Annotated in this window: 14 protein-coding genes; 1 reads left to right on the plus strand and 13 read right to left on the minus strand. The window is 43.8% G+C overall.

All coding sequences use genetic code 11. The features are described 5' to 3' along the window. Positions 1-3: 3 nt before the first annotated feature. Both gmd and F3J22_RS01310 read right to left on the minus strand, forming a co-directional pair. On the minus strand, positions 4-1,122 hold the full coding sequence (gmd, locus tag F3J22_RS01305; protein ID WP_167013515.1) for a GDP-mannose 4,6-dehydratase: 1,119 nt from the start codon (positions 1,120-1,122) through the stop codon (positions 4-6). A gap of 97 nt (positions 1,123-1,219) precedes the next feature. Next, positions 1,220-2,281 carry a DUF1972 domain-containing protein gene (locus F3J22_RS01310; protein WP_167013517.1) on the minus strand — a complete coding sequence of 354 codons (1,062 nt, stop codon included), beginning with the start codon at positions 2,279-2,281 and terminating at the stop codon, positions 1,220-1,222. A gap of 192 nt (positions 2,282-2,473) precedes the next feature. On the opposite strand from F3J22_RS01310, the gene F3J22_RS01315 reads away from it, so the two are divergent. Then, positions 2,474-3,637 carry an acyltransferase gene (locus tag F3J22_RS01315; protein WP_167013519.1) on the plus strand — a complete coding sequence of 388 codons (1,164 nt, stop codon included), beginning with the start codon at positions 2,474-2,476 and terminating at the stop codon, positions 3,635-3,637. Here the strand turns inward: F3J22_RS01315 and F3J22_RS01320 are convergent, their stop codons facing one another. The 11 genes from F3J22_RS01320 to F3J22_RS01370 all read right to left on the minus strand — a co-directional run bounded on the left by F3J22_RS01320 (position 3,638) and on the right by F3J22_RS01370 (position 23,290). After that, the gene (locus F3J22_RS01320; protein WP_167013521.1) at positions 3,638-4,846 is read right to left on the minus strand and encodes a sterol desaturase family protein; all 1,209 of its coding nucleotides are present in this window, start codon (positions 4,844-4,846) and stop codon (positions 3,638-3,640) included. A gap of 221 nt (positions 4,847-5,067) precedes the next feature. Then, positions 5,068-6,486 (minus strand): RtcB family protein, encoded by a 1,419-nt coding sequence (locus tag F3J22_RS01325; RefSeq protein WP_167013523.1) that lies wholly within the window; start codon positions 6,484-6,486, stop codon positions 5,068-5,070. Positions 6,487-6,504: 18 nt separating this feature from the next. Continuing rightward, entirely contained in the window at positions 6,505-7,581 is a 1,077-nt protein-coding gene (locus tag F3J22_RS01330) for an AAA family ATPase (protein WP_167013525.1), read from the minus strand. 705 nt (positions 7,582-8,286) lie between these two features. Further along, positions 8,287-10,530 carry a DUF3857 domain-containing protein gene (locus F3J22_RS01335; protein WP_167013527.1) on the minus strand — a complete coding sequence of 748 codons (2,244 nt, stop codon included), beginning with the start codon at positions 10,528-10,530 and terminating at the stop codon, positions 8,287-8,289. 17 nt (positions 10,531-10,547) lie between these two features. Continuing rightward, positions 10,548-12,431, minus strand: a complete 1,884-nt coding sequence (locus tag F3J22_RS01340; protein WP_167013529.1) for a transglutaminase family protein — start codon at positions 12,429-12,431, stop codon at positions 10,548-10,550. Positions 12,432-12,572: 141 nt separating this feature from the next. Further along, a complete protein-coding gene (locus tag F3J22_RS01345) occupies positions 12,573-13,139 on the minus strand; it encodes a DinB family protein (RefSeq protein ID WP_167013531.1) in 567 nt (188 codons plus the stop codon). A 576-nt stretch (positions 13,140-13,715) separates the two neighbouring features. Then, a complete protein-coding gene (locus tag F3J22_RS01350) occupies positions 13,716-14,798 on the minus strand; it encodes a PA0069 family radical SAM protein (protein WP_167013533.1) in 1,083 nt (360 codons plus the stop codon). 73 nt (positions 14,799-14,871) lie between these two features. After that, a complete protein-coding gene (locus F3J22_RS01355; protein WP_167013535.1) occupies positions 14,872-16,653 on the minus strand; it encodes a hypothetical protein in 1,782 nt (593 codons plus the stop codon). A gap of 90 nt (positions 16,654-16,743) precedes the next feature. Beyond that, positions 16,744-18,177, minus strand: coding sequence for a glycoside hydrolase family 125 protein (locus F3J22_RS01360; RefSeq protein WP_167013537.1), 1,434 nt, complete (start codon positions 18,175-18,177; stop codon positions 16,744-16,746). Between the two features lie 228 nt (positions 18,178-18,405). Further along, complete coding sequence (locus tag F3J22_RS01365; protein ID WP_167013539.1) at positions 18,406-21,807, minus strand: methylmalonyl-CoA mutase family protein; 3,402 nt, start codon at positions 21,805-21,807, stop codon at positions 18,406-18,408. Between the two features lie 772 nt (positions 21,808-22,579). Further along, a complete protein-coding gene (locus F3J22_RS01370) occupies positions 22,580-23,290 on the minus strand; it encodes an NUDIX domain-containing protein (RefSeq protein WP_240154980.1) in 711 nt (236 codons plus the stop codon). Positions 23,291-23,382: the final 92 nt, after the last annotated feature.

Consider the following 23,382-nt stretch of genomic DNA (forward strand, 5'->3'; position numbering starts at 1 on the left):
CGCCTATTCGAATTGATTTAATACCGTATATCCTGCATCCAATAATACTTTCTCACGCTGGAACAACTGAATATCTGCCAATACCATCTCCTTTACCAGTTCAGGAAGGGAATATTTCGGCTTCCAGCCAAGTACAGACTGTGCTTTTGTAGGGTCTCCTATCAGGAGGTCTACCTCTGTAGGTCTGAAATACCTGGCATCCACACATACTACTACATCACCTACCTTAATATGCGGGAAATTCTCTTTAAGGGATTTCACTCTTCCAATCTCATCTACGCCAGTTCCCTCAAATTCCAGTTCAATGCCAGCTTCAGAAAATGCCATCCGGATAAACTCTCTCACGCTCGTGGTAATGCCGGTGGCAATAACGAAATCCTGTGGTTTTTCCTGTTGCAGCATCAACCACATCGCCTCCACATAATCCTTGGCATGACCCCAGTCGCGCTGTGCATCCAGGTTTCCTATATATAACTGGGATTGTAATCCTAATCTGATCTTCGCAGCAGCCCTGGTTATCTTTCTCGTCACAAAGGTTTCACCTCTCAACGGACTTTCATGGTTAAACAGGATGCCATTGCAGGCAAACATATTGTACGCCTCCCGGTAATTAACGGTTATCCAGTAACCATACAGCTTTGCAACAGCATATGGAGATCGTGGATAAAACGGTGTTTTCTCAGACTGAGGTACTTCCTGCACCAAACCATATAATTCGGAGGTAGATGCCTGGTAGATCCTGGTCTTTTCAACCAGCCCCAATAACCTTACCGCCTCTAATAACCTCAACGTACCTACTCCGTCAACATCTGCCGTATACTCAGGTGTTTCAAAACTCACCTGTACATGGCTCATCGCGCCAAGATTATAAATTTCATCAGGCTGTACCTGCTGAATGATGCGGATAAGATTCGTACTATCTGTCAAATCCCCGTAATGGAGCTTTAAACGTATCCCCTTTTCATGTGGATCCTGATATATATGATCGATTCTCGCAGTATTGAACAAAGACGAACGACGCTTAATCCCATGGACCTCATATCCCTTGGATAATAGTAATTCTGTTAAATAGGCACCGTCCTGACCAGTTATACCGGTAATTAAAGCAACTTTATTCGCCATATATATTATAATAATGAGCTCAAAGATAGAAACTTAACAACACATAGAATGTGCTATTTCCTCAGAAATAAATTAAATTATTAAAATAACACATATATTATTTTAATAACTCTTTATATTGATTGGTAATTTTAGCCCAGGTATAATGCGTATCTGCAATATCCTTCATGCGCAAACGCAGGCTGTTCAACACCTGGTCTTCCACCGCATTCAGCCGGGATACCAATTCTTCCGTATCATTAAAATAGATGGCATCGTTCAATGTGCTTTCCCTGTTGTAAACAACATCATAGGCTATAACGGGTAAGCCTAAATGCATTGCTTCCACCAGCGATGGATTGGTTCCTCCGGCAGAATGACCATGTACATAGATATGACAATTAGCCCGGATGGAATTCAGTTTCTCCATGTCATAAATCGGATCGATCAGCTCAATGTTATCGAAACTGCCATAGTCTTTCCGCAGTTTCTCGGCATATTCACTTACCGTCCAGTTCCCCACTATCTTCAATTTCATCTTGCCTTGCTGACGGAAAGCCTCCAGGATCTTATGAATATTATTCTCCGGTTCAATCCGGCAAACGGTAAAGGCATACCTCTCCGATTCCTGACTACTATTAGACGCAGTAAGTGCATGGTCACCCCCATAAGTAATTAATACACTTTCAGCATTATATTCTTTTGTCAGATAATCCCGTATACCTGCATTATCAGCGATTACATTATCTGCATATTTCACACCAATCCACTCAGAAAATTTCAGGTATTTTTTTGCCAGCCAATTCCACTTATCCCGGCGCCATTCCAGTCCGTCAAGATGAACGATCATTTTCTTCTTTGAAAAAAGTCGTAAAACAGGAAGCACTACAACACCTGAAACACCCAGAATTAACAAAGTATCAGCTTTTCGTATAGCCTTCAGGATAGATAAAATATCGTAGGGTATACTCTGTACCCCATTCGCGTTCAATGGAATATACTCCAAATCGGCTTCTTCAAACTTCAACTCACGATTCGGGTAGGATTTAGCACTACAAAACACAAGAAAGTTAAAATCAAACTTCAGGTTCCTGACTAATTGCTCTGCCAATGTTTCAAAACCGCCATACTTCGATGGAAGGCCAACAGTTCCGATGATAGCCACCTTTTTCTTTATCATGTATAATAACTTATTCCAATGCGAAATCTTATTAGAAATATTAAAGATAGTAATTTCCTGTTTAGGTCAGGAAATCGGGCCTGATTTGCTACTGCCCGGCTCCCTTTTACCATACCAGAAATTCTCTTCCATAAAACATGGCGTTTTTGCATATTTTAGTGTATTCATCCCCGATACCTAAAAGATTTTTACATGTCAGCCGCCAAGAGATTTTCCGCTTTAGACAGCCTCCGAGGAATAAGCGCCATTCTCGTACTCTGCCTGCACATACGCGTGTTAAACAGCATCACCGAAACAACGTTTATCCGGAATGCATTCTACTTCGTAGAATTCTTCTTCGTATTAAGCGGCTTCGTGATGTACTATACCTATAGCCAAAAACCATTTAATAAACTCAGGTTTAGAAACTATCTCATCGGTCGGTTTTTCCGACTCTATCCGCTTCATTTTGTTATGCTGGTAGTTACCGTCCTGATTGAGTTCTTCAAACTCTACATCGCCAGCAAAGGCTACGATGTACAAACGCCCGGCTTCATTGACAAAGCCGATCCCGCCTACCTGATACCGACGGTCCTGCTGCTCCAGGGATGGATGAACAATGTACCTTCCGGCGCCTTCAACATAGTAGCATGGAGCCTCAGCATAGAATTTTATGTAAACGTATTCATGGGACTGCTCCTGTTCAAATCCACCAGCACCAGGACAATCATATTTATGTTACTTACCGCCATACCAGTAGCACTCCTCTGCACCGGCAACCATCTCCTGAAAAATGAGGTATACCGCGGCGTTGCCTATTTCTTCGCCGGTTGCATGACCTACCAGGTCTATGCCCGCACTCAGCACCTGAAAAGAAACCCAACACTATTCTCCATCATTGAGATATGCCTGGTACTGGCCATGTATTTCATGGTTACCTATCTTCCTGAAAATAATTTCAAAAGCCCGATACTGGCTATGCTGTTTGCCTTGTCTGTATGGACTTTCGCAGGTGAAACCGGTATTATCTCCCGCCTGTTAAACATCAAACCACTATTAACTGCGGGTAAGTTATCCTTCTCCATCTACCTGATACATATTAAACTATGGTTCTGTTTTACTGCGCTCACATTGATTATTGCCAGGATTACACATTTCAATATCACGGCCAATATGGTCATAAATAAAGAGCTCGTCAGGATTATCCCAACGAGCAATATGTTAACAGGAAATTTAGCGCTGCTGTTATTTGTATTATTTACTGCTGCTGTTGCCAGCTTTACCTATAAGGTGGTAGAAGTCAGATGGATAGAGAAGGGAAAGCGGTTCCGTATAAAAGAGCCGGCACCTGCTCCACAACCCGTAACCACGACCTGATCAGGCTTTATAAAGCAACCGGAGATAGCGGTCTCGCAATGCGTTATGGAAACTGAAACCCAGCACCATCACCAGTACGGCTACACTCAATACCAGCGGACCCGGCCACAGATAGAACAATGCCGCCACTATCGCGGTATACCGTGCATATTCAATATAGAAAACCCACCGCTTCTGTTCCAGAATAGCGCCGCAGTTGATCAGCGTCAGCACAATCATCAGACTCGCGCAAATCTGTATAAACAATGGCACATAGTGCTGCAATAACAAAAAAGAAAACAACAGTAATAACGTAATAGACAACTGCCATACGACGTAATTATTCAGGCGTGGTGTTTCCTGCGTTGTTCCGGGAGGCATCAGAAAACGAGCTTCCAGCGCTGGCCTGGCTTCAATATCTACATTATCAGGTTTACCAAAGATGATCCTTAGCTTGTTGCCTAATCCTTTTGCCCGGCGCACAGAATATACCATCTCCAGTAAAAAATGAAAATGCTGCCATAGAAAACTGTTACTCTCCAACGGTTTTGTCAGTCCATACACCGGCGGTTCCTCTTCCTTTACGAATGTACCGAATAGCTTATCCCAGATAATAAATACATCCCCGTAATTTTTATCAAGATATTGTGGATTGCTGGCATGATGTACCCTGTGGTGAGATGGTGTTACCAGGATATACTCCAATATCCCCAGTTTGCCTATGGTACGGGTATGTATGAAAAATGGGTACAGGCCATGTACCAGCAGCATACTGGTAATCATTCCCGGCGGAAAGCCCAGCACTGGTAGTATACTCCAGAAGCCCGTCCGCAGAAATGCCTGGAATACGGTGATCCTGGCGGATACGGTATAGTTAAATTCCTCACTCTGATGATGCACCACGTGTGCACACCAGAACAATGTTACTTCGTGCGCCAGCCGATGATACCAATACCATACAAAATCTGTGCATAGGAGTAATATAATCCACAACAGCACACCAGGCTGTATATTGAAAATAGCATAGTGTTCATACAGGTAAGCATATACGAAATAAAACAGCCCAACAGTGAAGGTGTCCGATAACCGCTCTGCAATACCTACGCAGATATTCATGACGGAATCATTGAACCGGAAATAGGTTTTCCCCTGTTTACTCGCCACCAGGTACTCCAGCCCCATAAAGGTCAGGAACAAGGGCACCGCAAATGCCAGATAATTTAAATGCACTATAAAAGCTTTTTGTGTCAGGAAATACAAGGCATAGCCCATATACCGCGCGCAGCACGGCATACAGTTATATTGATTAATACTGGTGGTGGTAAATCTCAACAATAGTAATAAAAATTTATTATCCTACAAAATAAGTAGACTAATATTTTAAGCACAAAAAAAGTGCACCGCCAAAAGGCAGGTGCACTTCCATATTTGCATAACTAAAACAACGCGGATTAATCTTCTGAGGGCCCCGGATCTGCCATACGTACGATACGCGGCATAAATCTTCCGACGATATCCACCAGATCGCTCTGTGCAGCCATAACGGTATTGATATCCTTATAGGCCATTGGCGCCTCATCGAGGCCGCCGCCAATCAAGGTAACGTTGTGGTCGCGAAGCACGGTGCGTAAATCATGACCGGTAATGCTTTTCAGCGCCTTGCTCCTGGACATCCGGCGACCGGCGCCATGACTGGCGGAATTCAATGACGCCGCATTGCCAAGTCCGCGTACTATATATCCAGGAGCGGTCATAGAACCCGGAATAATGCCTAATACTCCCTCACCGGCAGGCGTAGCGCCTTTACGATGCACAATTACCTCTCTCCCGTTATAGACTTCCTTCCAGGCAAAATTGTGGTGGTTTTCCACCCGTGCCAATATATTACCACCGATCGCTTTGATCAGTCTTTTGTGTATCAAATGATGACATGCCGATGCGTAATCGCCAGCCAGGTTCATCGCCAGCCAGTACTCCTGCCCTGCTTCCGTGTTAAGGTCCAGGTAGGCCAGGTGCTGCACCTGCGATGGCAACGGGCACAATTCCCTCGCCAGCTTAGTGTACTCTCCTGCAACCTGGGCGCCCAGGCCCCTGGAGCCTGAGTGCGACAGCAAGGCCACATAGCGGCCGGCAGGCATATTCAGGCCGTTGTTGTTATCTGTGAGTTCAACAATTCCCCATTCTACAAAGTGGTTGCCGGAACCCGAAGTTCCAAGTTGATCCACTGCTTTGTCTTTCAGGCGCTTCAGCAAAGGAATTTCATTGAATTCGGAACGTTCCAGCACCGCATCATCCTTGGCTATTTTCAATGCGCCACCGGCACCAAACACCGTATTTTTTTCTAACTCTTTTTTATACTTATCGAACTGACCATCCAGCGATACTTCCGGCAGGTCAATAATACTCAGGCACATCCTACAGCCTATGTCCACCCCAACACCATAGGGGATGACGGCATTTTCGGTGGCGAGTACGCCGCCTATAGGCAAGCCATAACCCTGATGTGCATCCGGCATTAGTGCGCCGGCAACGGCTACTGGCAGGTATACGGCACTGTTCATCTGCGACCGCGCTCCTTCTTCAATGAAAGATTCACCATACACTTCGTAAGGCACCGGCTTTTCCAGGAGCTTGTGTTCCACACGTTCAGGTATTGCTTCGGGCACCAGCTTTACCGCTATCTTAGACAATGTTTCATGTTCCAGATAACCGACCGGGTCCGCAAGCACAGCAGTCAGTATTTGCTTTACTTCCTCTTCGCTGCTGTGCTTAAAATGCATATTTATAACGGTCATGGCTACACTAACGACCGGCCCTTGCGGGTATCCCAGTGCCAGTAACCATTTTCCATTTATCTTAAATTTTCCCATTAATTGAATTTGATACTATTAATTTACTAAATCTTCCTCCATTACCCTCCTGAAACCAATAACAGTTTTCTTTGGTTGGTGGGTGATTTCGTTAGGATTAGTAATTTCCGCAATACTCATTGGTTGAGTAATTACACGTTTATGGCCTAAACTATCAGAAAGCCGCTGTGATTTTTCAACAGAAAGTTTACCGAACTCATAGCGTGCAATCAGCCTTCCTTTACGCAACAGCGCGCTATCAATAGCCGATAATTCGCTGTTAAAAGAACATACCAGCTGGATATTCAGACAGTCGCTCAGCAAGCCATCAGAAAGGTTTAGCAAATTGGCCACCGCCGCATTGCCGGAAATTTTCCTGTCCAGGATTACATTCTCTGCGTCTTCTATCACCAGTATTGAGTTGGGATTCTGAATAAGTAATTCCATAAAACCCGGCTCGATAATATTCGTTGCCATTTCTGATGAAATAAAAAGTACCCGCTTCTTCAGTTTACCAATCAGGTAACGGAGATAAGTCGTTTTTCCAGTTCCCGGAAGTCCATGCAACAAAACAATTCCTTTGTCTTTATCTTTCTTCAGGCGTTCCTGGATCAGGTTATCTATCTCTTTAAAATCATCTTCATAACATAAATCAAGATCGAGTTTGGTACGTTTGATTTCCATGCTTGTCAGGCCAAAGCTACCTTTCTTAGCAGTAACGAGATTGATCTCGTGTGGCTGTCTTTTGGCTCTGCGCCTGGTTTTGGCAGCTACTTCCGTGAATCGCTGTATAAAGGCAGTATCGTCCGCATAGAAAAGTTCCATATAGGAGCTTGCCATGAAAATCATACGATTATTTGTCAGCATATAAATTACCTCATCATAATCGTACTTCTTCTTTTTGCTATTGTATTCCAGGTCCCGGAATACCTGTGTTATTTCATCTTTCAGCTCTGCTTCTATCTTTACGGCCATTTTCTCAATATCTACATCGTAGATGGTGCTGATATTTGGCAGTATACCAAACTGTCTGATATAGGCAGCCTGCGCATTGATGAAAGTATCGTTGACTAAGTCTATATTATTATTTACAGGATTATTTTTAAACTGTCCCATTTTCGTATAGTTGTTATTGTTAGATAAAGACTTACCGGAGCCGTTGCTCCGGCAAATCATTCTTATCATTAGTGGCCGAAACATAACAGCCACGGGGGTTAGGGTTAAACTCAAACAGAGACGAAAAAATATATCTTTTAAAGGAAGTTACCATATGGCAGGACAAGATTATCCTGCCGTTACAGTGTATTTACCTCCTCAATAAATCTTTTTAAATAAAAAAACCCGGCCTGTTTCAGAAACGGACCGGGCTACTAACGTTAACGTATACACTACGTTACGACATACCTTCTCCGTTTAGCTTTGTTTAAGGCAAAGCTATCTCCGAACCATTTACCACGGCGCGTTTCAGCGGCAGTGTTCAACAGCAGGCTTAATGATTTTTGATTAATTACATGCGGTTCCGTCATCGAAAACTAGCAATAAAAAAAGCCCGGATCAGCGATCCGGGCTTCTGTTTATCGTTACAAATATATTAATCTACTTGTAAAAGTAAAACGCCCGGAACCCGCTATCACCCAGCGCTGAGCCAGGATTTGCGACGTTCATGTGGTTGTAAATGCGTTTCATTTTTATAAGTTTGATATTGTTATTATTAATTTGACGTTGCAAAGATAAATACTAAAGATTTGATATTGCAAATTTTTGACAAACTTTTTTTTGTTTTTTTTCTAACTCGATGTAAACAGGGTTGCTATATCGATTTTATGCTTTCTTCAGCAACACTTTCTGTGTAAGAAAATCATTCGCAGCATCAATCACCTGTAACAGATCATTCCAGCTTTCCGCCTTCTCGAAAGAATGCTTGTAAACCTTTATGATATTGACATGCAGCTTATCACCATCTATCTTACTATCTACTATAAATGAACCTGTTGCGTTGTCAACTTTTCTTGTCAGCTTGTCTGCTCCTTCCAGTTTATAACCAGCAGGAATAGTAAGCGTTATCTGATGTTCAAAACTCCTTGCGAAAGGCTCGTAAATATCAACAGTACGGGTACGCTGTTCTGCTTTTACCTGTAATTGCTTACCTATAATTCTGCCAATATCAAAGATATAATTATTACCCGCTTTCTTCAGAAAGCCCTCCATGCTGAATTTGGTATCATATACCAAATCAGGATCAGTATGGCGCAAGCCCATCTTCCTGACTTTGTAATAGGAAATATCTTTCGGCTCTACATCAAACTCTCCTTTGATTTCACCTTTGAAAGCATCCTTCTGGTCTTTACGCGCCTGCGCAAAAGCGTTGGTATACTCATCCGCCAGTGCCCGGTTTCTTTTACTATCGGCAAATTCTTCCATGAACGACTGCTCTACGCCCAGTGCTCTTCTCTCTTCGTCATAGTAGTCTTCGAACAACAGTAATTCTTTCTGTCCATCTAGTCTCAGTCCGCCTTTCAGGATAGTATTGCGGTCTACCAGCAGCTGCGACATAGCATTGTCGATCGAAATGTTCAGCTTTTCGATGTGCGTATTTTCTTCGGCGCTGGTGGAAGGAATTTCAACAGCCTTTTCATATCCGGATTCTCCTCTTTTAGGTTTCCCGGCAGCTACCGTAGAAACAGGGGCTTTTTGTCCTTCATACTCAGCAAGCATTTCAGCGCATTGTGTAAACACACCTTCAGCTGATAAATATACTGGCTTTGGTGTCTTGGTACGTAATACATACTCAAAATCATCTGCATTGAAAGTTTCCTTTTGTGGCGCACCATACCTGGAAGTTACCAGGAGAATATCACTGTAAATACCCTGGTATTTCAACACATCATTCAGCAACATCAGGAACATACGATTATTGGAAGTACGGTAGTTTCTCTCAAGTCCAACGTTGATTTTATCATTTGGCTGAACACGATAGAAGGCCATATAGCGGAACGCATAGTACGCATAGTAAGGAATACTATCATCCGGAATATCTTTCTTAACAGCACGGCTATACGTTTTCAGCATATCATTTACAGTACGCTTATAATTACCTACACCCGCAACAGCGATGTATTTTAGCACCTCGTTTGTATAGGCATCTGCCGCATCCCGTACATCCATGTATGAAGGATCCTTTTTAAAGGTGCCTGGTGCAGCATGTACATCTATCGCACTACCCAACCCGAAACTTACTTTCATTCTAATCAGCGGAATCTGACGGATAGGCGCCATCCACAAATCTGTTGGTCTGCTCGGGAGGTTCTTCACCAGTAAATCGAAGGAGCTTCCATCTTCCTTTCTGCTGATCTTCAGGTCTGGCGCACCATTCATCAGGCGATATCTAACGGAATATTTATCGCTGATATCTCCGTGAACGGAAAACTGTTTCATCGGCTTATCTTCTCCCAGCACAAAAAACTGTTCATCGATAGGCGTTTCTGGTGTATGAATCTGTTCTACCTTCACATAATAATCGATAACATCACCTACCTGCAGATCAGGAATAGCGAGCTTACTTTTTTGCAGTTTGTCATCATCTTCCTCGTTCACCAGCTCATCTGCTACTTTAACTTCTTTCACAGCACCATCTGGCTTAATGATGCGTACGCCAATGAAAGTAGCTGCATTAGCGGTTCTATGACGTCTGAAACCAACGGCCTGCAGTTTCTTAAAGCTAAATTGGGAATATTCATCCAGGGCAACCTTGTCATTGATCTTTATCATTTCCCGGACCGTCCTGGAATAATAAATATCTCTCCCACCGTAGGCACCAAAGGATGTCATGTCGATATCCTTTACCCGCCATAATTTGAGATCGATATGTTTTGCCAGCAGTACAGCTGATTCCTTTGTATCAACATCCTTCAGGTCAGGGTGCTGAAAGGCGGGAATGTTCCAGTTCCAGATTTCATTTCTGACTACAGTGGCGCGCTCATTGTACTTATCATAATTTCTTTTGCTTTGTGCAAATCCTTGTACAGTAAGGATAGTACAGATAACAGCAAGTTGCAGTACTCTCATGTGTAATTAGGGATATATTATTTTTTACTAAGGGTTACTTGTTCCAGATAGGCTTTATCTAATGATTGAATGTCGCTGTTCCATTGTGCAAATGCCGCTTTAGGCAACCAGTTATTTTTGATAATCAATTCTTTACGGTAAACCACTTTTGCACCGGCCAGTTTGTAGGACAGATGGAATGCGTAACCGTCCCTGTCTATCTTCAGCTCCTGCGGCAATTCTGCTTTATAGCCAGCAGGGATATCCAGGCTGGTTTCATGTATCAGGTGATGTTTATAGGAAAACAGATAATCAGATGTTCTTTTGGCTGTATCGATATTAAAGCCAGAGAACTCTTTACGGAAGTCCATTTCGATAAACATATCATCACCGAAACCGCTGACAGCATCCTGAAATTTAAGGTCATAGTTGATATTCAGGCGTTGGTTCCAGTTGTTCATATCAGACTGCTGAAGGCTGGAAATCACATATTTATCGTTAGTTTCATTCAGGTATCTCTGCAAAGCATTGCTTACTTTCTCTTTGCGGATACCATTTACCTGGCTGAGTAAAAATTCTTTGCTTTCTCCGTCCCATTCGTGTTGTACTTTACCTACCAGGGCATTGCCTTCTACATGCAGGGTTCTTTTTTCTGTTTCTGTATTCTGGAGGTAAGAGCATAGCGGCACACGGTCCAGGATAAACGAATTTCCATCTTCAATCATTACCTGCCTGTTCTGGATACGCTGGGCATATTGATTTACGCCAATGTAAGTTTCTGTGGCGTCGAGGAACATCCTTTTGCCTTTGAAGTTGAGTGCGCAGATCATGTGGTTATCTACCGCCATGCTGGGGATGGAGTAATCGTAGGCGATACGGTCGGTACCTATCCAGCACAGGCGTGCATCATAGCCGAGGGCTTTCAGCAGGCCACGGGTCAGGTTAGCCATGCCTTTACAGTCGCCATATTTATGTTGCAGCACAGATTGTGCTGCTTCCGGTTTGAAGCCGGCAATACCGTCTTCAAATGCGATATAGCGGATATTGTCCTGTACCCAGTTGTATACAGCAGCGATTTTGGCGGTATCAGCAGTGATTCCTTTGGTGATTTCCAAAGCTTTCGTTTTGATAACATCATCTTTATCACCTATTTGTTTTACCAGGGAATGGTACCAGTTATAGAGGTCAGCAGTTTTATTAAAATATTGCTGATCACCATCTTTAGTATTTGCAGACTGACTGAGTACTAACAGGTGTGGGTATACGTAGGTCGGGCCGGGAGATTTTTCATCCCTGGAAGTTGCCGGCAGGTTTGTAGCGGTAAAGGTGTATACATCCGCATCTTTGCGGCTGTTATAGGTCACTTCCTTTTTTATATTGAAGCCATTGAAATTCATTTCCTTAAGCTCCACTTTCATCCATTTAGGCACAATGATAGTCACTGTTTTGGCAGCCACCGGGAATGACTCCGTGAAATAGATGCTGGTAAGGTATCGTGGGTCAAGGAAAGTTTTCTGCAATTCAACCCTTGACTCGCTACCTTTTTTTATCAAGTCGAGTTTTACACCACAGATTTTAGCATCAGAATAGAAGATATCATCTATGGAGTAATTGGCGTAGATGGGTTGGATATCTTTACGTCTGGCGTTATCTATATACACTTTAACCTCATCTATCCGGCTTTTATCGTCATAGAATTCGGCGAAAGGAATGGTGGTGCGGTATTGATTGCAGAGGTAAGCTACTTTCAGGTCCTGGCGAATGTTTACGGGGTTGTCTTTTTCACCGGATAAAACAAATTCGTATTGTTCTTCCTTATTGGCGATAGTTACATTTTTATCGGTATCGTCAGCGGCAAAGATAGGTTTTGTGTATAGCAGAAAGCTTATACAAAGGAATAGGTAGTGCAGGGATCGACTCATAAGTATACTGATTACTATTAAATATACACATAATAAAATTATTTTTATTAAAAAGCCGTCTCTACAATGTAGAGACGGCTTTAAGTAATCAGCATACCAGGGAATTAACAAGAATAGATGACCATATTGGTCGACCTCAAATTATATTAATACCGCGCTGTCTTCGAACTGTTTTTCCACTCTTTGCATTTGGCGGATATGTCGTTCGATATGTTTGGTAAGGAAATAGATATATTGATAGATATCCAGTTTGCCCAGGTGGTTGACAGACATGTTGGTGAATACCAGCATACCTTCTCCGTTTTTGAGCAGGGATACATTGTACATGCATTGTGCATACTGTTGCTTCAGTGTGGCTTTGATTTCGGCAAGGCTTTTCATGCCTTCAGGTTCCATATGTTCCGGCCTGACCCATCCGAATGATTTACTACCGATCACATCGATTTGTTCAAACTTATCTTCATAATCTGCCGGTACAATCACGGTATGACCTGTTCTTTTACGATCCAGGGCACGACGGGTTGATTTGTTGATGATGAGCAACAGGAAATAATTGGTCAGTGTGATATGTTCCAACACTTCCCTGATACTCCACTGTTCTGTATCTGGTTTGAAGTCCAGCAATGCCTGGTCTTTTTCAAACCATTGGTCTAACTCCCTGAAATTGGTGAGTAAAGCCTCTCTTACTACTTGGATTACATTCCTCATGGGTGCTTCGTTTTTGGGGTTATGTACTATACCTGGCTTTCACGGGTTAAGCACATAACGTATTTATAATAGAGATTTCCCGGTGTTAAGAGGGTCAGGGGGAAACAATAAGGCCTGACCGCAATTACGGGCCAGGCCTAATAATGTAAGGGTAGGTTACAAAATTATGTACGCGGTCCGTATGGTTTTTTCAAGGCAAAACCATCCTGTTTACACCATGGTTGTTTCGCCGTGGTGTAAAAAAACTGTTTAGTTATCTTCTGAATAATTTTACTATTCAATGTCGTCATCGCTGTCTGCTTCAAAAGCAAAAAGGTCCCGCTTATTCAGCGGGACCTTTGTTTATATCGTTTGATAACTTTACTATCGTTAACAATCGGTGCAACATGCCCGCAATCCGGTCCTGACCTGCTTCTTGCAGGACGCGGCTTGAATCTTATATGTTGTGAAAAGTTGCACAGTTATGTTTAATTGAAACAAAGGTAATTTTTATTTTTTATCAATAATAAAAATCATCCTACTTTTTTTGTAGAGATAACAATTAATTCATGATATCCTACGTTGTCTCCTGCACCATCAAAATAAACTTAACTGGGAAGAAGGGCGTTGAAACGCATCGGTATTGAATTCGAAACGTTCCTGGTTTAACCCATGCTTCTTTATATGTATACGAAATTGTTGTCTTATCAGATCTGCAATATTTCCCTCTCCTTTCATTCTCCGGCCGAATTCACTGTCGCTTACATTTCCAGCGTGCAGACTTTCAATGAGATGCCACACTTTATCCGCCCGGTCAGGAAAATTTTTATATAGCCAGTCATTGAAAATAATTTTCACGGCATCATTTAACCTGACGACAGTGTACCCTGCAAATTTCGCTCCATTCATGGCAGCGCTTTCTATTAATTTGGGAATCTCATGGTCATTGAGGCCGGGAATAATGGGGGCTGTCATTACTCCAACCGGAATTCCTACATCGGATAATTCTTTTACTATTTTAAGCCTTTGCGCTGCAGTAGTAGTTCTGGGCTCCATTTTCTGGCGCAAACCCTCATCCAGTGTGGTGATGGAAACATATACACAAACCAGGTTTTCCGCAGCGAGTTTCTGCAGGATATACCTGTCGCGCAATACCAGCGAATTTTTAGTGATGATACCTACGGGTTGTTTATACTCCAGGGCTATCTCCAGCAATTGCCTGGTCAGCCACATCTTACGCTCTACAGGCTGGTAGCAGTCTGTATTCCCCGACAAGGAAATAGGCTTAGGAACCCAGTTCTTATTATCCAGGAACTTCCTGAATAACTCAGGGGCATTATGCTTTACAATGATCTTGCGTTCAAAGTCCATCCCGGCACTTAACCCCCAATACTGATGGGAGTTACGCGCATAGCAGTAAATACAGCCATGCTCACAGCCCTGGTAAGGATTCATGGAATACCACATCCCTACGTCCGGACTATCTACCTTATTGACCAGCGTCTTCGCATGCTCCTCGAAAATCTGTGTTGGAACATCTGCCTGCCACCATTCATCAATCCCCTCCACATGCTCCTTCACATATTCATCTGTCAGGTATCTGTTCTTTGGATTGATCTGTGCACCGCGTCCTTTGTAGTATTGGCTTTCAGGTTCCCCCTCCTGGAATGGCAATGTCATACACTAAATATTTTAGTAAAACTACTAAAATATTTAGTTATTAAATATATTTTTAGCGAGATTTTTTATATAGCTAGATGATCTGCATTTGTTTCATCAGGAAAGTGGCATTCTTGTTCCTGGCAATTCCTTCCCGGATACGATAGTCGAAATACAGGTCATCGCCCTGGATCGTGCTTTCAAAGCAATAGTTCCGTATCCTTGTTGGATAGGTATCTTCCATATGTCCCAGCTCCAGGTCATGCGTGGCAATCATTCCCAGGCACTCATACTGTATAAAATGCTCTATCAGGCTACGGGAGCCCGATAATTTATCTTCAGAATTCGTTCCCTTCAATATCTCATCCAACAACACAAATACCCGCTTACCGGTCTTTAACGCCAATATAATATGCTGCAACCGCAGTAACTCTGCCTGGAAATAGCTGGTATGACTGGCAATAGAATCCTTGATACGCATGGAAGTCATGATCCCCATCGGTACAAAACTGAACGCCTTCGCACATACCGGCGCCCCCACCATGGCCAGCAACAGGTTACTGCCCACGCTACGAAGAAAGGTAGACTTACCGGACATATTTGAACCGGTAATAATCAGGAAGTCCGCTTTAGTACCCACGCTGCCATCGTTGGCGATACATTCCGCCGCCGGGATCAACGGATGCCCCAATGCTTTGGCATCCAATACCAGCTTGCCATCACCCGGTACAGGCCAGCAGTATTCCTGGTGGTTGAAAGAGAAAGTAGCCAGGCTGTTCCATACCTCCAGTTTCGCCACAACATCCAACCATTTATTCAGGTCATCTTTATGCTGCCGCTTCCATTTTTCGAGTCCGACGATGCAGTGAATATCATACATCACCAAAGGGTTCAGTACGAAACCTACCAGGAGGTTCATACGCTGATCCAACGCACCGGCAATCTTACCCAGCTTCCGCAGGGCTGAACCGGCCTCATTGGCAATTCCCTGTTGCTCTTTCAGTAGCTGTGCATTGCCAAAAGATGCGCCCCTGATTACCTGGAGAATACTATCAAACTTACCCAGGATACGCGCCTTATGCGCCATCAGATTATGCTGCGCCTGCACATGCTTCTGTGCACTCAGTAACAACCCATAGTTTACAAACAACATAATCACCGACCAGGCATAATCTCCCGTCAACGCATATACGATAATCGCACCGATAAACAATACCGGTGTTACCCATCTTACTATCTCCCAGAACTTATTACCCAAAAATTGCAATGGCATCTGCAGCCATAAATTAATCTCCCTTTTATCACTTTGTTCTTCTCCTGATAATGAAGCTGTTGCCGCTAATAACTGCCTGAATTCCAGCTCAGGCGCCAATACTTTCAGCGATTCCTGTACTGCAACAATATCTGCTGCGGTCTTTAAAGGATTACGTAAACGCTCTGCCAGCAGATCACTACCGGAAATGCTGCCGGTACGATTGATATGCTGATATACAGACGCATGTCCGAATACATCCAGATCACTGGTAAAATCATGTTTTTCATCTGCATATCTTCCCCCATCATCAAAACCTGAAATATTGGACACCACCAGGGCCAGTTCCTTCTCATTCAGCGATAGCAAGGCCTTTGTCAGCTGCAACTTATCCTGTAGGCGCAAATAGGCTTTCAGCAGCCATCCGAATAATATCAATCCAAGGATACCCAGTGGCAGCCACCAGAATTCCTGTTCTGTCCTGAAAAACTGAATAAAACCCAAGCCTGCCAGCAGGAATGAAAATAACCGCAGCCAGCCCAGGCTGCTGAGGCGTGACTTTTCTGCTGCGATGGTCGCAGTCAATGTGTTGATGCGCTGTTGGTATGTCTCTTCCAAAGTCATATGTATCGGGTTATGCACATAAAAAAAGGAGCAAAGACCAAAGATATTTAAATCTCCGGGTCTTTACTCCCAATACTATCGTTCTGAATATCAGATAGAATACTGTCGCTTCAGCAACTCAGGATATTCATTGCTTACTTTCAGGATCAGCTCCCCGAACAGGGTATTAGCCCATGCAAACCATTTACGGGTATACTTTGTAGGATCATCCTTCTGGTAAGATTCATGAATAAATCCTGTATTACCATCTGTATTACGCAGTGTTTTGATACAGGCTGCAATTTCTTCCTTATCATGACTGGTCAATGCTTTCATGATGATACTCATTGGCCAGATATAGTTTTCTCCGGTATGCGGACTACCAATACCGTCTCCGAACTTACCCTGATAATACCATGGATGGAACGTACTCCATACAAAGTGGCGGGAAGCCTGGTACAGCGGGTCTTCAGCAGTGGTGTAGCCCAGGTATGGAATAGAGAGCAGACTAGGTACGTTGGTATCGTCAATGAATAAACGATTTCCGTAGCCATCTACCTCAAAACCATACATGTTACCTAATTTCGGATGCTCAACGATCGCATAGGCTTTAATGGCGCGGTCTACCTCATCAGCCATACTGCGGCATTCCTTCGCGAAAGTCTCATCTTTATAAACAACTTCACTGATCTCAGCCAGCTGACGCAGTGATACCACGGCAAACATATTGGAAGGGATCAGGAATGGAAATACGGTGGCATCATCAGAAGGCCTGAATATGGATACGATCAGTCCAACAGGCAGCATAGGTGAGCCCCAGCCTGCATTAGGAACGGTGTCCGACTGCCAGGCAGTAACACGCTGGAATTTATACGGCCCTTTGCCTTCTTTACGTTGCTGCTCCTTAAACGTTCTCACGATCAGGTGCGCTGATTTTTTATATTGCTCGTCAAATACAGTATCGTCACCGGAGTTTTTCCAGTAATGATATGCCAGACGTACCGGATAGCAAAGTGAATCGATTTCCCATTTACGCTCATGCAGTTCAGGTTTCATATCTGTCAGATCTTTTTCCCACTCGCTGCCGGTAGGACCGTCATTGAAGGCATTGGCATAAGGATCTATCAGGATGCATTTAGCCTGGCGATGAATAACGCCCTGGATCAGCTGCTGTAATTTTTTATCGTCTTTCACCAGCGCCAGGTATGGCCATACCTGTGCAGAAGAATCGCGCAGCCACATAGCGTTGATATCCCCGGTGATAACGAATGTATCTGGTTTTCCGTCAATTACTTTGTAGTTAACAGTTGTGTCCAGGGTGTTTGGAAAACAGTTCTCAAACATCCAGGCAAGCTTGTTGTCGGCAATCTGTTTCTTTACTGTTACTATTGTTTTTTCTACCGCTTCGCTGGTAAACTTACGCTGCGCCACTGGTGGACGCTGCCCGGTATAACCATCCCATCCAAACACTGTTTTCGGTAATCCTAAACTTGCAGCTCCTGCCAGCAGGGCACTGTTTTTTAGAAAATCTCTCCTTGCAACCATACTGTTTTAATGTTTATGAAGATGTAAAATAAAAAAGTTTTCGGGATTTGCTAAATCGATTTACATAAATGGCTATCTATTTCGGGATTTAGGGTTGGTGGCCCGTCGGAGATGGGCCACCAACCCTCTTTTGGGCAATGCCGCAGGCATTTCCCAAAAGAGGGAAACGACAAAACGCTGGTATACGTGAAATAAAAAAGGCGCACCATAAAGTGCGCCTCTTTCAAATTACATATTACGTCTGTACTGCCCTCCTACCTCATACAAGGCATGGGTGATCTCCCCAAGCGAGCAATGCTTCACGGTTTCCATCAGTTCATCAAACAGGTTACCGTTGTTTACTGCTACCTGTTTCAGGTGCTGTAATGCTGCCGCTCTCTTTGCCGCATGGCGGTGCTGGAAGGTTTCCAGGGTATGTATCTGGAATTGCTTTTCCTCTGTGGTAGAACGGATTACCTCCGCAGGAATCACAGTAGGAGAACCATTCTTATTCAGGAAGGTGTTCACACCAACGATCGGATATTCGCCGGTATGCTTCAGTGATTCATAATACAGGCTTTCTTCCTGGATTTTATTACGCTGGTACATTCTTTCCATCGCACCCAATACGCCACCGCGCTCTGTAATGCGATGGAATTCAGCCAGTACGGCCTCTTCTACGAGGTCTGTCAGTTCCTCGATAAAGAAGGAACCCTGAATCGGGTTCTCATTTTTAGCAGTACCCAGCTCTCTGTTGATAATCAACTGAATAGCCATTGCCCTGCGCACGCTTTCTTCTGTAGGCGTGGTAATAGCCTCATCATAAGCGTTCGTATGCAGGGAGTTACAGTTGTCATAGATCGCATACAGTGCCTGCAGTGTGGTACGGATATCGTTAAAATCGATCTCCTGTGCATGCAAACTGCGGCCGCTGGTCTGTATATGATACTTCAGTTTCTGAGAACGGTCGTTACCCTTGTATTTGTACTTGATAGCCTTGGCCCAGATACGGCGGGCAACACGGCCAATCACGGCATATTCAGGGTCCATACCATTGCTGAAGAAGAACGACAGGTTCGGTGCAAAATCATCGATGTTCATACCCCTGCTCAGGTAGTATTCAACATAGGTGAAACCGTTGGCCAGCGTAAAGGCCAGCTGTGTAATAGGATTAGCGCCCGCTTCCGCAATATGGTAACCGGAAATACTTACGGAATAGAAGTTTCTCACCTTCTGATCGATGAAGTATTCCTGCACATCTCCCATCAATTTCAATGCAAATTCTGTAGAGAAGATACAGGTATTCTGTGCCTGGTCTTCTTTCAGGATATCTGCCTGCACAGTGCCTCTCACCGTACTCAATGCATGTGCTTTGATCTTCGCATATACGTCCTTGTCCAGCACTTCTTCACCGGAAATACCCAGCAAGGCAAGTCCCAGGCCATCATTACCTGCCGGCAGGTCGCCGCTGTAATGTGGCAGAGGATGGTCCTTGAATTTATCTTTTATGATGGCCTGTACCTTTTCAGTAAGACCATTTTCTTTGATATATTTTTCACACTGCTGATCGATAGCCGCATTCATGAAGAAGGCCAGCAGTATAGGCGCCGGACCGTTGATCGTCATGGATACAGAGGTTTTCGGATCACAGAGATCAAAACCACTGTACAGCTTTTTGGCATCATCAACAGTAGCAATGCTCACACCGGAGTTACCGATTTTCCCGTAGATATCCGGACGCACCGCAGGATCTTCCCCATACAGGGTAACGCTGTCGAACGCGGTAGACAGTCGTTTTGCCGGCTGGTCCAGCGATACATAGTGGAAACGTTTATTCGTTCTTTCCGGACCACCTTCTCCTGCAAACATACGGGTAGGATCTTCTCCTTCGCGCTTCAGCGGGAATACACCTGCTGCATAAGGGAATTCACCCGGTAAGTTTTCTGTCAGCTGCCAGCGAAGGATATCGCCCCAGTCGCTGTATTTAGGCAGACTAACCTTAGGAATCCGGCTATGGCTCAGACTCTCAGTGAACAAAGGCAACTTGATGACTTTATCACGCACTTTAAATTCGTAGAAGTCTGCCGTATACTGTTTTACAATAGCAGGCCATCCTTCAATGAGTTTAAGGCATTCTGGATTGATTTCCTTTTCCAGGTGTGCTTTGATATCGTTCAGGGTATTGAGCTGCTGTGGTTCCAGTTGCAGTTTCATGACGCCCTGCAGCTGATACAGCTGGGATGCCAGCTTACACTGTTCATCTACCCATTTGCTGTAATCATCAATGCTTTCGGCAATTTCTGCCAGGTAACGCACACGTGCCGGCGGAATGATCTGAGATTTGGTAGTAGTAGATTTCAGGCTCTCATGGCTGATTTCACCAAAGGCAACACCTGTTTTCTCCTGTACTTTCTCCATTACGCGCTCAAACAGCAGGTTGATGCCTGCATCATTGAACTGCGACGCAATACTGCCAACTACCGGCAGCTCTTCGTCTTTGGCTGTCCAGAGGTTGTGGTTACGTTTATATTGCTTGCGAACATCGTGCAATGCATCGAGTGCGCCGGCTTTATCAAATTTGTTGATGGCGATTACATCTGCATAATCCAGCATGTTAATCTTTTCCAGCTGAGAGGCCGCACCGTATTCCGGCGTCATCACATACAGGGATACATCGCAGTAGTCGGTGATAGCGGTGTCGCTTTGGCCGATACCGGATGTTTCCAGTATGATAAAGTCAAACGCGGCAGTTTTACAGATATCAATGGCTTCCTGGATATGCTCACTGATCGCTTTATCACTTTCTCTGGTAGCGAGTGAGCGCATGTAGGCACGTGGATGGTGTATGCTGTTCATGCGGATACGATCGCCGAGGAGAGCACCTCCTGTTTTCTTTTTGGAAGGGTCCACAGAAATTACTGCGATAGTTTTATCGGTGTAGGCATTGAGGAAACGACGAACCAGTTCATCGGTAACACTACTTTTACCTGCACCACCGGTACCAGTGATACCCAGTACAGGTAAGCCTTCGGCAGATGCCTGCGTAGTAAGGGAAGTACCCTCATTATCAACGGTAACGGCTGTACGGGCTTTTCTTCCGTTGAGCAATGCCACCGGCATATCGTTTTCTGCTAAACTGATGGCTCTTGCTATAAGTTTAGCATTTTTATCTTTTCTGAGCTGGGCGGTATCTTCACCGCCTTTGCCTTCCGGCAGCGGTGTTACCGGTACATCACACTTATTGATCAGGTCTTCGATCATCCCTTCCAGGCCCATCTGGCGGCCATCATCAGGAGAATAAAGTCGCGCGATACCATAGGCATGCAGTTCATCCAGTTCGGAAGGCAGGATCGTTCCTCCTCCACCGCCAAAGATCTTGATATGGCCACATCCTTTCTCTTTCAATAAGTCATACATGTACTTAAAGAACTCCACGTGTCCCCCCTGGTAAGAGGTGACAGCAATCCCCTGTGCATCTTCCTGGATGGCACAGTCCACAATTTCTGCAGCAGACCTGTTATGGCCGAGATGAATAACTTCCGCTCCCTTTGCCTGCATTATACGACGCATGATGTTGATTGCAGCATCATGACCATCAAATAGCGCGGCGGCCGTTACTATGCGAACCTTGTTTTTTGGTGTATACGACATATAATTAACCTGATTTATGTAGCACACGCTGGTGCAATCTGCAATTTACCGGTTTTCTCGCACAATGCATGACTGTACTGGAGAACCATACCTTCACCGGTCATGTTTTTGGATAGATTTTTAAAATTTAACAGGTAGGTAGAAAGACGCTTAATCCTGTGTTGGTTTTAGTGAGATTGATTAAGTAGAGGGCCGGAATTTTTTAAAAAAACAAAATATAGAATTTTATTATGTGATATGCTTGATTTGAGCAATTGAGGCCTTCGGCCTCAATTGCTCTTTACACTAAGTATGGACGAAAAAAAATCCCCTGTCTGCTCAGACAGGGGATATACTAAAGAAATCAAAAATTAAAAGACACCTGGCAAAAGTGCAAAGCAGCCTTTTCGTTTCATAACGTGGAATTATAAAATCAACTATAGAAAAATTTTAATATTAAGTTTTGTAAGATGAATTAAGCGAGATAAACTCTACTGAATAACAAGGAAACTTCTACATTTTGGTCACTACATCGTTGCTCAAATATTTTCTATTGGCACAATCATCAACCGATGATTTTCTTAGGATGTGTATATCTTACACAATCTTAATTAAATTTTTGTTAAAAACAAACTTTTTGCCGGGCTTTTTTGAAAATAAACCCCGGAAATGAAAAAATAGGGACAAATAGTCCCTAACCCTTTACTGTAAAGGATTTCAATGCTAATTTATTTTAACAGGAAAAGTAAAGATTACGCTAAGTATCGGATAAAAAAATATCAGGTAGGGCTAATTAAAAACCGATCCCCAAATAGCGCTTTTTCCGCTGATCGTACTTATCAAAATTGAATTTATACAGCTTCGCCGGACGATGTGGAACATCCTCCTCTTCTTCATTCAGGTCCATCAGCAAATCCATGGAAAGAAACTTCTTGCGGAAATTCCGTCTATCCAGTTCCATATCAAGGATAGCCTCATAAAGATTCTGTAATTCCCGCAGGGAAAACTTCTTGGGCAACAAATTGAATCCGATAGGTTGTACCATCACCTGCTGCTTTAACCGCTCATGGCAGGTATCTAAAATCTGTTTATGGTCAAAGGCCATATCCACAATATCTTTCACACTATGCCAGTGTAATTCATTGTTACTGCTCTTCAACTCCACATGCTCAATATTCACCAGCGAATAATAAGCCACCGTTATAACCCGGCCCGCCGGATGACGATCTATCGCACCAAACGTCTGCACCTGCTCCATATACACATTGTCCAGGCCGGTACGCTCCTTTAAAACACGGTATGCCGCCTCGTCCAGCTCCTCTTCAGAACGCACGATATCGCCCAGCAACGACCATCGCCCCTTGAACTCCTTTAAATCCGACTCTATCAGTAATACCTTCAACTCATCATTGTTGAAGCCAAAGATGACGCAGTCGACAGAAATGGCGACCTTGAAATAATCCTTTATCTCAATAAGGTGCGTATTGATGTTCTTTGTGGACATGGAAGACATCATAGAAACGTGGAATTACAGTAAATTTCTTGCTTTATAGATTGTTTAGTCAAACTAAAGAAAAAATTATCACATTTTTAATA

This window comes from Chitinophaga sp. Cy-1792, from assembly GCF_011752935.1.
Lineage (GTDB): Bacteria > Bacteroidota > Bacteroidia > Chitinophagales > Chitinophagaceae > Chitinophaga.